Raw genomic sequence first — 13125 nt, 5'->3', positions numbered from 1 at the left:
GACCGGCCGGCCAGTGTTGATCACCAGCTTCACGGCCTCGTCCTTGTACTCAGGAGAGAACTCCCGACGCTGTCTTCCCATGATGAACATCTTCTCTTACAAGGTGTCCACCGCCCGGGGTCAAGGTCAATCCCGGTGGTGTGGTCGTGGGCGGGAACGTGTTCGTGACCGGGGATGCGGATGAGAAGGCGTGGGTGAAGGAGATGCGCGCGGCGATGCGCACCCGCCCGGAGATCACGAAACCGATCTGGCAGGTCTCTTTGCGCAACACTGTCGAGGATCGGCGGTTGACGGATGCGGAGTGGGCGCAGGCAGGCCAGACGTTTGCGGAGTCGATGGGTTTCGCGGAGCACCCGTGGGTGATGGTCCGCCACGCCGATGACCACGTGCATGTGGTGGTGTGCCGGGTCAGTGACGAGAGGACGGTGTGGCACGGGCGCAACGACCGCCGCGCGGCCCAGAGCGCGTGCACCCGCCTGGAGGTGGAGCACGGGTTGCAGACCGCGCCCCGGCGCCGTGAGGCAGGCCGTAGTAAACGCTCGGTGGTCGCGGTGCGTCAGCAGCAGGAGCAGCAGGCTGAGGTGGTGGCGGCCCGCCGCGCGGAGTGGGAGCAGATCCGCAAGTTTGTGGAGCTGGACAACCCGGCACCCCGGAAACGAACCTCGAGGCCCCAGCAGCAACAGCGGGTGAGCCCGCCTCATCCGTGGGAGCAGGCACATCATCTTCGCCGCCCCGGCCCCGGCCGGGAGGATCGTGGACGGGGCCTGTAGCTGGTCTCAGGCCGAGAGGATGCGGGAGAAGAACCCGCGACGCGGCTCTTGAGAGGGTGCGGGTGTGGCGGATTCGGGGGATGCTTCCGGCTCCGCCACCGGGGCGCGGTGAGCAGGTTCTAGGGCTGCAGGGGTCTGTGGTGTGTGGGAGCTCTGCCCGGTGAGCATGCGCAGCGCCATCCGCTCGGTTTCGTTGGCGATTTGCAGGGCGTCGAGAGCTCGGCGGCGTTCTTCGGCTCGTGCTTCAGCAACTTCGGCGCGCCGTCGCCACTCCTGGACCTCAGCCTCCAGCTCGCGGACGCGCTCGAGCAGCCGCCCGGTGTTCTCTGGTTCCTCCGAAGGCTGAGCGGCTCGGGTCGATGGTCCGGCCTGTGAGGCGGTATGGAAACCCTCGCCGTGGATAAGGCCCACGGGGATGAGTGCGGTCATGGGCACCTGCCACCCCGTGGAGGTGATGGTGGCCCCCGCTTCTTCCAGCTCGGCGCGTCGTCGGCGGAGGGTGCTCACACTGACACCTGCCACATCGGCGGCTTCCTTCATGGTGAACACCGCACTGGAACCCCCTGATACCCCTTTCTGGCTAAGAATTTCATTGCTGGGGGTATCACTGTGGGTAGCCATGGGGCCCATCATGGCACCCCTTCATGGGAGAGCCTGGTACCCCGGCGTGGAACCCCTGGCACCGGGTTCACGGCCAGCTGTTTTCCTGACCGGCCATAGAAGAGAACGAAAAGGCGCCCTCAGCTTGGGGCGCGTCCTGGCGGTAGTGAGGCCCTGGCAAATTGCCAGGGCCTCACTACCGGGTGAACAAGATCAGGAGGCGATCATGCCGTGGGGGTCGATGATGTACTTCTCCTGCGAGCTGTTGTCGAAGTCCGCGTAGGCCTGAGGAGCATCGTCAAGGCCGATGACCTTGGTCTGCAGCATGTCCGACAGGTACGGCATGCGGTCCCACAGGATCGCCTGCATCAACTCGTAGTTGTAATGCATGATCGGCGCCTGGCCAGCGGTGATCTTCGGGGACTTGATCCAGGCGTTGCCGAATTCAATCGGGTAGATGCCGTTCTGCTCGTCCTTGGAATCCGCCAGGGGGTCAGGCCCGTAGATGCCGATGATGCCGGTGGCGCCTCCCGCGCGGGTAACGTCGATCACCTGGTTGATCGCATAGGCCGGATCCTCTTTGTCCGCGTCCTTGCCGATGCCGTGAGCTTCGGTGCCGACGTAGTCCACGGCGCAGTCGACCATCGGCTCGCCAAGGATCTTTTCAATCTGGTCCTGCAGCGGGACATCCTCGTTGAGGTCGATGGTTTCGCAACCGTTGCGCTTCATCAGGGCCAAGCGATCCTTGTCATGGTCGCCGACGATGATGCAGGACGCCCCCAGCAGGCGCGCAGCTGCGGCGCCGCAACGGCCCACGGGGCCGGCCCCCGCGATGTAGACAGTGGACCCGGGCTTGGCGCCAGCCTCCATGAGGCCGTGGAAAGCAGTCGGGAGGATGTCAGAGAGAAGCGCCAGATCGCGGATCTTCTCCATGGCCTGGTCACGGTCCGGGAACTTCAGCAGCTGGAAGTCCGCATAGGGAACAAAGAGATACTCGGCCTGTCCGCCGTCCCAGCCGCCCAGGTTGAAGCCGTAGGCAGCGGAATCGGCGTCCGGGTTGCAGGTCTGGCAGACCTCGGTACGACCGTTGCGGCAGTTGCGGCAGCGGCCGCAAGCCACGTTGAAGGGAACCGAGACCAGGTCGCCTTCCTTCAGGAACTCGACGTCAGAGCCGATTTCCACGACTTCCCCGGTCATCTCATGCCCCATGACCATGCCTTCCGGGGCGGGGAAGGATCCGCGGTAGATGTGGAGGTCACTACCGCAGATGTTGGAAGCTACGATCTTCAGGACAACACCGTGGGGTGCCTTCTTGCCGTTGGGCATCTGGAGCTTCGGAAAGTCCAGATCCTCAACCTGCATGTTCTTCACGCCGCGGAAGACGACGGAACGGTTGCCTGCCATGTTCATCACTCCTTCTTGAGTTCTCACACCGGGGCCCGGGGAGACTCAGTCCAGCCCCAGTCTGAGGCTTCTCTCAGTAAACCACAGGCCTCTCACAAGCTAAAACACCCCCCAGGGGCCTCGTGGGGAAAGAGACGTCCTGGGCGAATCCGCGTCTAGAGGGGGCACCCAGGCTCATAACGGATGGGATGCGAGACGTCTCGTCCGGGAAATTTGCGCCCGCATGATTCCGCGGTCCGGAGTGTCTCGTAGCTATGTGCTTTATCTATGTCCCTAGAATCGGATACTCAACGAGTGTTGCGAGACAGATGAGGTGGACATGGGGAAGTTGATCGGCTACGCCAGGGTGTCGACACGGCAGCAGGACGCGGACCGTCAAGTGTCTGACCTATCAGGTGCCGGTGTGCGGCGCGACGACATCTATGTAGACAGTGGAGTGTCTGGAGGGCGTGCATCACGTCCGGACTTCGACAAGGCGGTGGCCGCACTCGAGGACGGCGACACGCTGGTGATTACCACGCTGGATCGGTTGGGGCGGTCGACGCAGAACATGCTGGCCTTCGCCGAAGCGCTGCGGGGAAGGGGTGCCGGATTGCGGGTACTCAACCTCGGTGGGGGAGATGTGGACACCGCGACGCCGATGGGCTCAATGGTCTTCACCGTCATGGCCGCCCTGGCCCAGATGGAACTGGAGATCAAGCGGGAACGGGTAACCGACTCGGTGGCCAAACGCAGGGCGGCCGGCAAGGACCTCGGCGGGCGGCGCCAGACGTTCACCGACTCCCAGATCCGCAATGCTCTCCGGCTGATCGAGGGAGGCGAGCCGGCCACCCAGGTCGCCCGGGACCTTGGCATGTCCAGGGCCACCCTCTACCGGCGGATTCGAGAGCTCCCGCAAGCGACGACCATCTGAGTCCGTCGTTGCCTGTGGACACCGTGCTGCGTATGACGCACCTGAGCGGGCTTTTTACCGGGCGGGGTAACCGGGCATGACAACCGCGCTTGGTTGCCTGCGTTCCTCGGGGGCGCATCCGGGCCCGCTTGAGGTTCCTAGCGTGGGCAGCGCGCGGTGGTGCTGTCTCCGGGCCTGCCCTGGGGCAGCCTGTATGGGCTGAGGTTCTGGGTGGTTGAGCCAGGCGAAGGTGGTCACAGGTCTTTGACCATGGCCATACGAGGCCAGCGGTCCAGTCCGTGTGCTGCTTCTTCGGCGCGCACCGCTTTGAGCTGGTCACCGAGTGCCTCCGGTGCCAGCTCGCGCCATCCCTGGCGGGAGTAGAAGGGTCCGTTCCAGGGGACGTGACGGTAGGTGGTCAACGTCATCCGGTGTGCACCCGAGGCGGTGGCCCAGCGCTGCGCCTGCTCGAGCAGGGCGCGACCGTGACCGCGGCGGCCGTGGGCAGGGTCCACGCTGAGCTGCTCCACGTGCGGGGCGCCATCGACAAGGTGGAGGCGTAGGTAGCCCACCGGCTGGTCTTCCTCGTCGGTGGACACCCAGATCCGGTCGTTGCGCCGCTCCTGCTCCAGTTCCAGAAGACCCGGTGGGGGATCCGCTGCCACGGCATCCATGCCGAGCTCCAGGAACAGCCGACCGGCCCGTACTTCGATTCCTTGGAGGAGGGCCAGTTCGTGGCTTCCCGGACGTCGAATCATGCGTCCATGATGACTTGAAGTGATCCCTATCAGCCGGACGCCTGTCCCACGCATCAAGCATGCAGCCATTGCGGTAGGGGTTCCTGACCGAATCAGCCGAGCCCGTTGAGCCACCTGCATGTTTACGGTGGGGGTATGGATGTTGCCGTGGTGGTGGCTTTGATTGCTGCTGGAGTAGGTGTGCTGACCGCAGCGGCCGGATTGCTGACGGCGCTGATCACGTCTGGGCGGCAGAGCAGAACGGCCCAAAATCTGGCTCGGTTACAGGAGGAGCTGAAAGCTCAGACTCGAGAGGAAGAGCGGCTTCATGCCGCGCGGGAGGAGTTGAACCGGTATCGCGAGCCTCTGCTCGCAGCGGCCAGAGACGTCGCACATCGTCTTGGGAACATTCGGCAGGGATCTTTCCTGACCTACTTTCACCATGCCGACGATCGTCGCCGCCTCATGGCGTTGCGCAGCACGTTGTACCGGTTTGGAAGGTATTGGGCGGTGGTGGAAAGCCTGTACGAATCGGTGAGCGAGCTGCGCTTCGCCTCGGAGGAAGACACGAGGAAAGTGGCCGCACTGCTGGCTGAGATTGGTAGCACCTTTGCCAGCGACACCTATGGGTCACCGCAGTTCATGGTTTGGCGTGAGGAACAACGCGGCATTGCAGACCTCATGCGGGAAAAGACCCACGCGGGGGAGGGCGGCGTCATTGGATTCGCAGGCTTCATGGGCACATATGAGACGAAGATGGCTGTCTGGTTTTCGGCGTTAGAGCATGACTTGCAGACGGAAAATGCCAGCACGAGCCGCAAGCTAGAGGATCTGCAAGGACTTTTCGATGAATTGATTACTCAACTGGAAGCCGACCGGCCGCGCACCCTGTAAATATCTGAGTTACCTGACAGCACTGTGACTAAGGACCGAATTCCAAAATGGTGCTTGGCGAACCCGATTGGGCTGGTCACCGTGTGTGATCAACCCGAGTTGCCGGCCACAAAATCCGGCCGGGACCGTGCCTATTGGCTGACGGAATGGTTGAGGCATGTGAGTCTCAGTTTTGGCCAAGTCATGATTAGATGTGCTCATGGACTTCGCAGAGGCACTTCCCGAAATTATTGGCAGCTCGGCTGGTGGAGTTTTCGCTATAGCCGCCGTGTTGGTGGCCCATAGATTGGGTTCCAAGCAGGTTGAGATGAATTGGATGCGAGATAAGACTTTAGAAACCTATCTTGAATTTCATAGAGAAATGAGTGATTTTCTTCGGCATGCACAAGATTTGAGGCGGTCTATTGAATCAGAGTTGAGTGTAGGGCCAGAGGCGCGCGTGGAGGTGCTTGTTAAGTGTAATGATCTTCATATCATTAGCGACAGGTCGAGGGATGCGTTGGAGCGAGTACTATTTACTACAGACGACGAGTTCTTTTTGCATATTGAAAATGACTTAACTAGTTATAGGGAAGGTATAATTAAAATTTGTGAAGATTGGGCAAGGGATGAATCTTGTTCCATCCTGTGGGATGAAACTCCTATGCAAGACGGGATGGCGCTCGATGAACTTTTTGAACGCCACGACGATGCTCTTGCGGAGGAGGCAATCCGCGCCTCTTTATACTTTCGAAAATACTATTATCCGAAACTAGATTTGGTGAAGCCGTTGCGTAGATATTCAAAAAGAGTATTCCATCCTGGCGAGTAATCCGTTAATCTATGATTTGGGATTGTTTGGTCGTGCAATGGATATTCTGAGTCACGTCAAATTCTCACCAATCGAATGTTGGGGCCATCGTCGCCGTATTGATGTTTAATACTCTCGAGCGTGGCATCCGGTGAAAAACCTCAATATCCCGAAAACCCGCACAATGTTATGTCCGATTACGACCTTCGTGACAGCCTTGAACTCCTAGGGATCGCGAAGGTACTCCCAAGTTCGCTCCCTGAAGTGATCTAGGCGCCGGTGCCACCCTTGGGTTGACCCACGATGCTCGTGTCCGAAATTGCATGCGGCGCGACAGATTTACTCGTTGGACGGAAGTACGACCCCGAAGAACGCCGCAGACGGGTCATAGTCCATGCCTAGCGGGTGTCGCCTGAGGCATACCCAGCGCCACAGGTCGCCCCGGTCTGCTCGGCCAGAGACAAGAGAGCACCGGACAACTCCTGGATGCTCCACGGACGACGTGTATTCCGGACGGTTCCGCCCTCTTTGCTTTACATATGGCCGTTAGTGGCGGAGGGACTGTTGCAGGGCGGGTTGGTGCTGTGCCGCGTGTCATCGGGGGCCTCTCACAAGCTGGTTCAATGTCCAGAATCAGCTCTTGGGTGTTGACGGCGAGGTGGGAGCGGCCGAATCTGGCGCGGTCCGTGTCAGCCGCTCCATCTGGTCACCGTTGATGTAGCGTCGCGCCATGACCCCCCAATCGACGGACATGAGCGGCTTCGTCACGGCGCTTGTGCCCATGCTCTCGCGGAGCCTGGCCGAGGATTTCAATGTCTTCCGGGTGATGCACCACGGCACCCACGAGAAGCAACTCTCCAACGTCTTCGCCTGGCTGCTGGCCGCCGATGCGACTCACGCACTCGGCGATGCCTTCCAGCGCATCTTCCTCGAGCGGATCAACGCTGAGCCGTCGATCGACGAGCAGTTGCCTTCCACCGGCTACCGCGTGGCCCAGGAAGTCGACACCAGAGGGGACGAGGAAGCCGCTGGCGGTGTGGTCGGTATGGATATCGCCGACATCCTCCTCTCACGAGAGGATGCCGCCGTCATCATCGAGAACTACTGGACCAGCGATGGACACAGTCACTGCTACTACCGGTACCTTACCCACGCTGTTGGGCCCGGGAGAGCGGCCGCAGTCGTTCTGCTCTGCCACCGCCGCGAGACCCACCTTCAGCAAGATGGATGGGAAGAGGCGGTTGTCGTCACCTACGCCGAAGTTCTGGGGGATCTTCAAGCACACATCGCACGCGATCCCTCATGGCACCGGCGGCATCCTGATCAGCTCTTCTTCATCCAGCAGATGATTGACCACTTCGTGGAAGGCCCGGCGGCAGTGAACCTCGACGACCAGATCTCCTTCATCCAGGCCATGTGCGAGACCGGGGAGTCCGCTCGTTACGGGTACCAGTCGCAGGATCGTGCGGCCCAGGAGTTCGCCGACCTCGTCGCCGAGCACGCGCGGCGGCAGCTGGAGGACAGCCGCAAGACCCTTGCCGCGGTGAAGGCCGGGCTGCAGGGTTTTGCCCGGACCACGCTGACGGAGCAGGTGAACAAGAAGGTCGAGACAGGGCAGGTGCAGAAAGTCGAGGCGAAGCTCAAGGGAATATGGCAGTGGTGCATCGCTCTGCACCGCGCTGATGCGCAGCCGACGATCCTCCTCGTGTTCGGGCCCACTGCCGTCGTGGAGAACGAGCGGGCGCCAGAGTTGGTGTCCGACCCTGACTACTCGCGAGTGTTCGTGACGCTTAAAACCGCGGGTCAGCAGGGCCTCAAGCGGATCGTGCAGACAGACGTCAGCCTCGGTGAGGTCATCAACGGGCTGTCTCAGGAGGATGACCGTTTGCGAGAGGCCGTGCTGCGGGTGGTATCCGGAGGCTGACGGGACCTGGGGTGTTTTCGGCTGAGGTGCAGTCCGCTGCTGATCTGCTCGTGTGAGCAGTCATGGTCCGATCGGCGTGCGTGTGTCCAACCACTCGCCCAACCCGACGGGGTTGGCGTGTGCCGGAACGGGGACTGCCCGATAAACGTGTGTGAGCGTTTGGTTTACGTAAGGCCCGGTTCTCGGACATCCACCCACAGGAGCTCTCGCCTCTGTTTGAACTCCCGACCGACCGACGCACCGCTATCGCACCACCAAAGGATCGCCGCTCATCCTCCTCCACGCAGGCGGAACATTTGACCCCGATCGCATGCTGTGGAGATAGCCATTTGATGCTCCAGCGGCTCGGACATGTTGATGCTCGGATGTCCGTACCGCACCCATACATCTGATGGATCATCGGAGAATGAGTTCACTACCCGGAGAGGCTGAAGCTGGCGAGCGCCTGAAAAGGACAGCGTTGCGTGACGTCGGCCCGATTCCCGACAGTGATGCTCCTCCAGGAAAATTTTACAAGCTGAACCTAAGCCGAGACGACGCACCGTTTCCGATCGTAAGCAATCGGTACCCCGCTATCGAGGATGGTCGCGACGAAATCCAGGGCCGGCGGTTGCGGAGTGATGCTAATTGTTCTTCATCCCGGATGTCCCGTGTCCCTGGAAGTCAGCACAGGGCTACGGACGGCGGACCCACGTTACGCAGGGACTCATGGTCCGAGTTCCGGTCCCGGCGCGATCCGTAGCGGCCCGTGCGCGGAGGTGGGGTCCACTCGTGTGCCGCGTTGCTGCACCTCCACCACGCCGTCGCGCTGCAGGCCCGCGGCGACATTGCGTGTCCGGTCCATGAGCTCGTGCCAGTCTGCGCCGCCCACGACCTTCGCCGCGTCGCTCGGGCAGATCGTGGCGCCGTCACGATGGCGCAGTAGCGCCTTGATAGTCGCCACGATGCGCTGTGAACGACCCTGGTCTGTGTGCTCCCACCAGGCCTCGCCCCGTTCCCCGAGCGCGACCTTTGCGTCCTGCACGCGTGGCCGCGCGTGCTCAGGGTCTGTGCGTACGAGCCGACGCGCGGCCATCAGCTCGGCGACGAGTTCGGCGCGCAAGTCCTCCGGAATGGACGGGTCCGAAGCCCGCCACTTCCGCCCGTTGACAATGATGTGGTGGCCATCGGGGGTGCGCTCGGGTCCCGGTTTCGATGGGCTCTGGCCGGGTGCGGGATCAATGTTCGGTGGGGGTGTTGACTCGTGGGTCATGGTTCACTTCATCACACGAGGGCGAGGAAGGGCAGTTCCTGTGCGTCTGCGTTCGCACCACTCGCTCACCCCCCTCACCTCCACCGAACATGTGTAAATTGAGCGAAAGTCGAGAGATGGGTAGCGAACCGAGATGACAACCGTAGTGTGGTTCCGCGATGACCTGCGGGTCACCGATCATCCAGCCCTGCACCACGCCGTGGAAGGCGGCGAACCCGTCGTGTGTCTCTACGTCCTGGACGAGGAGTCCCAGGGCATCCGCCCGCTGGGCGGTGCCGCCAAGTGGTGGCTGCACCACTCCCTGACCTCGCTGGCCACGGACCTCGCGGATCTGGGGGCGCCCCTGACGCTGCGGCGAGGCCCGGCGCAGGAGGTGGCGAGCGACGTCGTTCGCGCGACCGGTGCGGACACCCTGCTGTGGAACCGCCGCTACGGCGGTCCCGAGCGCGCCGTGGACGCCGCGCTGAAGGAATGGGCGGGGGAGAACGGCGTGGAGGCGCACTCCTACGCGGGCTCCCTGCTGTTCGAGCCGTGGACCATCACCACCCAGAGCGGGAACCCGTTCAAGGTGTTCACCCCGTTCTGGCGCGCGTGCACGAGCGGCCCGCCGCCGCGGGAGCCGTATCCGGCGCCGTCGGCCCTCACCCCAGCCGAACCGGCCCCGGACTCGGAAAACCTGGCCGACTGGCACCTGCTGCCCATGCACCCGGATTGGTCCGGCGGACTCGCTCAGACCTGGGCGGTGGGGGAGCAAGCCGCGCACGAGCGACTGGACGACTTCCTCGACGAGCGGCTGCCCACCTACGCCAAGGACCGCGATTACCCCGCCAAACCGGCCACGTCCGGGCTGTCCCCGCACCTGCGCTGGGGCGAGATCAGTCCCCACACCGTGTGGCACACGGCGCTGCACCGCGGCGGGAACCCCGGCACGTTCCTCACCGAAATCGGCTGGCGCGAGTTCTCCTGGTACAACCTCTACATCCACCCGGACATGGCCCAGCGCCCCATCAACCCCAAGTACGAGCACTTCCCGTGGCCGGAGTTGGACGAGGACGCGCTCGCAGCGTGGCAGCGGGGACGCACCGGCATCCCGCTCGTGGACGCCGGGATGCACGAACTGTGGGAGACCGGGACCATGCAGAACCGGGTGCGGATGGTCGTGGCGTCGCTGCTGGCCAAGAACCTGCTAATCGACTGGCGCCTGGGCGAGCAGTGGTTCTGGGACACCCTCGTGGACGCGGACGCCGCGAACAATCCCCACAACTGGCAGTGGGTGGCCGGCTGCGGCACGGACGCCGCTCCCTACTTTCGGATCTTCAACCCCGAGACGCAACAGAAGCGCTTCGACCCGGACTTCGTCTACGTGGATCGCTGGAACGGTCGCCAGGAGGGCGTGGGGCCCATTGTGGACCTCAAAGAATCCCGCGCCCACGCATTGGATTTGAACAGTCAGCTGTGATGCCCGGATGCGCCCCGGTATTCCCGCGGGGTCCGCCCCAGGAACCGCTGGAATTCCCGGGCGAAATGGGCCTGATCCGAGAACCCGTGGGCTGCGGCGACAACCGAGAGACTGACCTCCGGTTCAGACCGGATGTGCTCTGCGGCCTCCTGCAGCCGCCGACGGCGAATCAACGCATGCGGTGTCAACCCGATGTACTGCGCGGCCAGCCGGTGCACCGTCCGCTGCGATACGTTCAACGCCATTGCCAGGTCACCCACGGAGACAACGGAAGAGTCGGTCCCCGCTACCTCGGCTAACGAGTTCGCCAGCCGGTCTTCACCCGTCACCGGGCCCACCCGTGCGGTGACCCACGCGGACAGTCTCGCCACGGCGTCGTCGAAATCCCCGGCGGCAACCGCTTCTGCAACCCCCGTGTGCAGCTTCGGCGCCGCCACCGGAACGTAGCTGTCCCGCACGCTTGCCGGATCACTCGTGAAGGCCGGCACAGCGGCCGGACGCATCAGTGCGGCCACGGCCCACCCGGAGCCGATGAGTTCACGATGCGACGCGCGCGTGGTCGGGCCGGCGAAACCCACCATGTCCTTTTCGATCACCAAATTGCAGCCGGGGAAGGGCAGGAGGTCTTGGCGCGAGGTCGTACCCGGAGGCTCCTTCCACTCGACGACCCACCACCAGACGACGAGCTCGCCGACCGGCCCGGTGGCGGGAATCCGCTGGAATCTAGGGGGTAGGCGGCGCGGGTAGAGCACCCCGCGCTCGGAGATCTCCGGTAGCTCGCCCATGGCAGGAATATACAAGCCGCCGGCCCGCGTGTGGGTCTACCGTTTCAGACATGACGACACAGCAGAACACCCCGGCCACCGGTTCGCACACCACCAACGGCACCCCGCACGGTTACTCGTCCATCACGCCGTTTCTGGCCGTCGCGGATCCCACCGCGGCCCTCGCTTTCTACCAGGAGGTGTTCGACGCCCAGCTCATCAGTGCTTTCCGCTTCGGTGATGTGGTGGTCCACGCCGAGCTGCAGTTTGCGGACGGCCGACTCCAGTTGGGCGCGGCCCAGCCGGACTACCACCTCGTCGCCCCGGACGCCGACGGCGACGACGTCACCTATTCGCTGGCGCTGTACTGCCCGAACGTCGACGACGTCGTGGCGTCAGCGGTTGCCCACGGCGCCACGGTCCGAGAGGAGATCACCAACTTCGTGTCGGGGGACCGGTACGCGAGTATCCGTGACCCGTTCGGGGTGCGGTGGTCCGTCATGACTCGGGTGGAGGATCTCAGTGATGAGGAGTCGCAGAAGCGGGTGGAGGAGTGGTCGGCGGGGATGGGGTAGACAAACGGATGCCCCCGAGAAGATCTCGAGGGTATCCACTATTGGTCTTTTGAATATTACTTGACTGCGACAAAAGCCTTGTCACCGAGTATTCCCGGAGTAATTGCGAGAACACCTTGGTCAGCGGTATCTGTCGGGACTTCAAAGGCAGCATTGCCTGTGGCCGTGCCATCCGTGTACAGGGTGCTGAGGGTATCGATGGCATCGGGTACCACGACAACATTGTCGAAGCTGTTGACCGTTGTCCCATCTGCTGTCACGTACTCCACCGTGACAAACGCAGGTATTTCGCCGTCTGCATTGTCGCCTAAATACGTCGTCGAGTAATTCACGAGCATGTATTGTGAGCCATCAGCCGCCGGGTCGTTGAGCTCGTTCTCGGAGAGGACGGCGTCGGTGGCATCAGGGGTCACCGAGTTCACGACAACGCGCCATTCATCGTTTTCGATGGTCGAGCCGATCGGGTACGGGTTCCCGCGAGTGCCATCTTCAGAAGATCCTTCGTCCGGTGCTACTTCTTTGTCAGCATTCTGCTCACTCCCAGCGTCCGAACCCTCAGAAGGTCCCGCCACGGTGGTGTCCCCACCACCGAAGGATTCGTCAAATGCGGTAGATACAACAACCAGGAATACCACTGCCCCTACGACCGTGCCCACGATCGAGAGAATCAATGCGGTGATGCCCATCCACTTGGACTTACCCTGCAGGAACAGCGAGACGAGCCCGAGAATGAAAGCGACTGGCAGAAGAATCCAGCCGATAATGAGGGCACCTGGGATGCAGGCAAAGATAAAGCCGATCACAGCTGTGATGAGCGCGATGAGGCCGAGAATATTCGACTGATTTTTCTTGGGCTGCTGCGGGGGCAGTGTTTGTGTTGGCCAATTTTGGCCATTCTGCTCGGGATAAGGCTGCGGCTGTTGGAAGGGGACCTGATTCGGTCCCTCACTGGGGGGTGATGAGGGAGTCATAATCCAATAATCGCAGACGCAAAGAACCCGCGTTCTTAAAACGTGAATGTTGCTTGATCCGAGCAGATTTTGCCAACTCCCTCACCCCACGTG

Annotated in this window: 13 protein-coding genes; 7 read left to right on the top strand and 6 right to left on the bottom strand. The window is 62.4% G+C overall.

The window, feature by feature from the left end; all coding sequences use genetic code 11:
* The first annotated feature begins 146 nt into the window (after positions 1–146).
* Positions 147–770: a relaxase/mobilization nuclease domain-containing protein gene (locus tag AC3ENJ_RS10985; RefSeq protein WP_431814077.1), complete on the top strand. Its 624-nt coding sequence runs from the start codon at positions 147–149 to the stop codon at positions 768–770.
* 6 nt (positions 771–776) lie between these two features.
* On the opposite strand, the gene AC3ENJ_RS10980 is transcribed toward AC3ENJ_RS10985, so the two are convergent.
* Together AC3ENJ_RS10980 and AC3ENJ_RS10975 are read right to left on the bottom strand one after the other, a co-directional pair.
* A complete protein-coding gene (locus AC3ENJ_RS10980; protein WP_431814076.1) occupies positions 777–1277 on the bottom strand; it encodes a hypothetical protein in 501 nt (166 codons plus the stop codon).
* Between the two features lie 306 nt (positions 1278–1583).
* Positions 1584–2774: an alcohol dehydrogenase catalytic domain-containing protein gene (locus tag AC3ENJ_RS10975; RefSeq protein ID WP_095798957.1), complete on the bottom strand. Its 1191-nt coding sequence runs from the start codon at positions 2772–2774 to the stop codon at positions 1584–1586.
* Between the two features lie 319 nt (positions 2775–3093).
* On the opposite strand from AC3ENJ_RS10975, the gene AC3ENJ_RS10970 reads away from it, so the two are divergent.
* Positions 3094–3687: a recombinase family protein gene (locus tag AC3ENJ_RS10970; protein ID WP_431814075.1), complete on the top strand. Its 594-nt coding sequence runs from the start codon at positions 3094–3096 to the stop codon at positions 3685–3687.
* A 233-nt stretch (positions 3688–3920) separates the two neighbouring features.
* Here AC3ENJ_RS10970 and AC3ENJ_RS10965 read toward each other — a convergent pair whose 3' ends face one another.
* Entirely contained in the window at positions 3921–4424 is a 504-nt protein-coding gene (locus AC3ENJ_RS10965) for a GNAT family N-acetyltransferase (RefSeq protein WP_431814074.1), read from the bottom strand.
* A 135-nt stretch (positions 4425–4559) separates the two neighbouring features.
* Here AC3ENJ_RS10965 and AC3ENJ_RS10960 point away from each other — a divergent pair, with 135 nt between their 5' ends.
* The 3 genes from AC3ENJ_RS10960 (at position 4560) to AC3ENJ_RS10950 (ending at position 8011) form a co-directional block, all read left to right on the top strand.
* The gene (locus AC3ENJ_RS10960) at positions 4560–5297 is read left to right on the top strand and encodes a hypothetical protein (protein WP_431814073.1); all 738 of its coding nucleotides are present in this window, start codon (positions 4560–4562) and stop codon (positions 5295–5297) included.
* A 199-nt stretch (positions 5298–5496) separates the two neighbouring features.
* Positions 5497–6108 carry a hypothetical protein gene (locus AC3ENJ_RS10955; RefSeq protein WP_431814072.1) on the top strand — a complete coding sequence of 204 codons (612 nt, stop codon included), beginning with the start codon at positions 5497–5499 and terminating at the stop codon, positions 6106–6108.
* Between the two features lie 709 nt (positions 6109–6817).
* Entirely contained in the window at positions 6818–8011 is a 1194-nt protein-coding gene (locus AC3ENJ_RS10950; RefSeq protein ID WP_431814071.1) for a PD-(D/E)XK nuclease family protein, read from the top strand.
* A gap of 706 nt (positions 8012–8717) precedes the next feature.
* Here the strand turns inward: AC3ENJ_RS10950 and AC3ENJ_RS10945 are convergent.
* Complete coding sequence (locus tag AC3ENJ_RS10945; protein WP_431814070.1) at positions 8718–9263, bottom strand: DUF3253 domain-containing protein; 546 nt, start codon at positions 9261–9263, stop codon at positions 8718–8720.
* A 133-nt stretch (positions 9264–9396) separates the two neighbouring features.
* Here AC3ENJ_RS10945 and AC3ENJ_RS10940 point away from each other — a divergent pair, with 133 nt between their 5' ends.
* A complete protein-coding gene (locus tag AC3ENJ_RS10940) occupies positions 9397–10722 on the top strand; it encodes a cryptochrome/photolyase family protein (protein ID WP_431814069.1) in 1326 nt (441 codons plus the stop codon).
* Here AC3ENJ_RS10940 and AC3ENJ_RS10935 read toward each other — a convergent pair.
* A complete protein-coding gene (locus AC3ENJ_RS10935; RefSeq protein WP_431814068.1) occupies positions 10713–11507 on the bottom strand; it encodes a helix-turn-helix transcriptional regulator in 795 nt (264 codons plus the stop codon). The two genes, AC3ENJ_RS10940 and AC3ENJ_RS10935, sit on opposite strands and share 10 nt — an antisense overlap.
* 50 nt (positions 11508–11557) lie before the next feature.
* Here AC3ENJ_RS10935 and AC3ENJ_RS10930 point away from each other — a divergent pair, with 50 nt between their 5' ends.
* Entirely contained in the window at positions 11558–12061 is a 504-nt protein-coding gene (locus tag AC3ENJ_RS10930) for a VOC family protein (RefSeq protein ID WP_431814067.1), read from the top strand.
* Positions 12062–12117: 56 nt separating this feature from the next.
* On the opposite strand, the gene AC3ENJ_RS10925 is transcribed toward AC3ENJ_RS10930, so the two are convergent.
* A complete protein-coding gene (locus AC3ENJ_RS10925; protein ID WP_431814066.1) occupies positions 12118–13032 on the bottom strand; it encodes a hypothetical protein in 915 nt (304 codons plus the stop codon).
* Positions 13033–13125 lie beyond the last annotated feature (93 nt).

The organism is Kocuria sp. cx-455 (genome assembly GCF_057707085.1).
Note: the sequence above shows the minus strand (reverse complement) of the source record. Positions and strands in the feature narration are given on the sequence as shown.

Bases quoted from the DNA above. Each gene is read 5' to 3' on its own strand.
- AC3ENJ_RS10970 (WP_431814075.1), top strand. From the start codon at position 3,094: ATGGGGAAGTTGATCGGCTACGCCAGGGTGTCGACACGGCAGCAGGAC.
- AC3ENJ_RS10975 (WP_095798957.1), bottom strand. From the start codon at position 2,774: ATGGCAGGCAACCGTTCCGTCGTCTTCCGCGGCGTGAAGAACATGCAG.
- AC3ENJ_RS10930 (WP_431814067.1), top strand. From the start codon at position 11,558: ATGACGACACAGCAGAACACCCCGGCCACCGGTTCGCACACCACCAAC.
- AC3ENJ_RS10955 (WP_431814072.1), top strand. From the start codon at position 5,497: ATGGACTTCGCAGAGGCACTTCCCGAAATTATTGGCAGCTCGGCTGGT.
- AC3ENJ_RS10965 (WP_431814074.1), bottom strand. From the start codon at position 4,424: ATGATTCGACGTCCGGGAAGCCACGAACTGGCCCTCCTCCAAGGAATC.
- AC3ENJ_RS10935 (WP_431814068.1), bottom strand. From the start codon at position 11,507: ATGGGCGAGCTACCGGAGATCTCCGAGCGCGGGGTGCTCTACCCGCGC.
- AC3ENJ_RS10945 (WP_431814070.1), bottom strand. From the start codon at position 9,263: ATGACCCACGAGTCAACACCCCCACCGAACATTGATCCCGCACCCGGC.
- AC3ENJ_RS10950 (WP_431814071.1), top strand. From the start codon at position 6,818: ATGACCCCCCAATCGACGGACATGAGCGGCTTCGTCACGGCGCTTGTG.
- AC3ENJ_RS10925 (WP_431814066.1), bottom strand. From the start codon at position 13,032: ATGACTCCCTCATCACCCCCCAGTGAGGGACCGAATCAGGTCCCCTTC.
- AC3ENJ_RS10960 (WP_431814073.1), top strand. From the start codon at position 4,560: ATGGATGTTGCCGTGGTGGTGGCTTTGATTGCTGCTGGAGTAGGTGTG.
- AC3ENJ_RS10940 (WP_431814069.1), top strand. From the start codon at position 9,397: ATGACAACCGTAGTGTGGTTCCGCGATGACCTGCGGGTCACCGATCAT.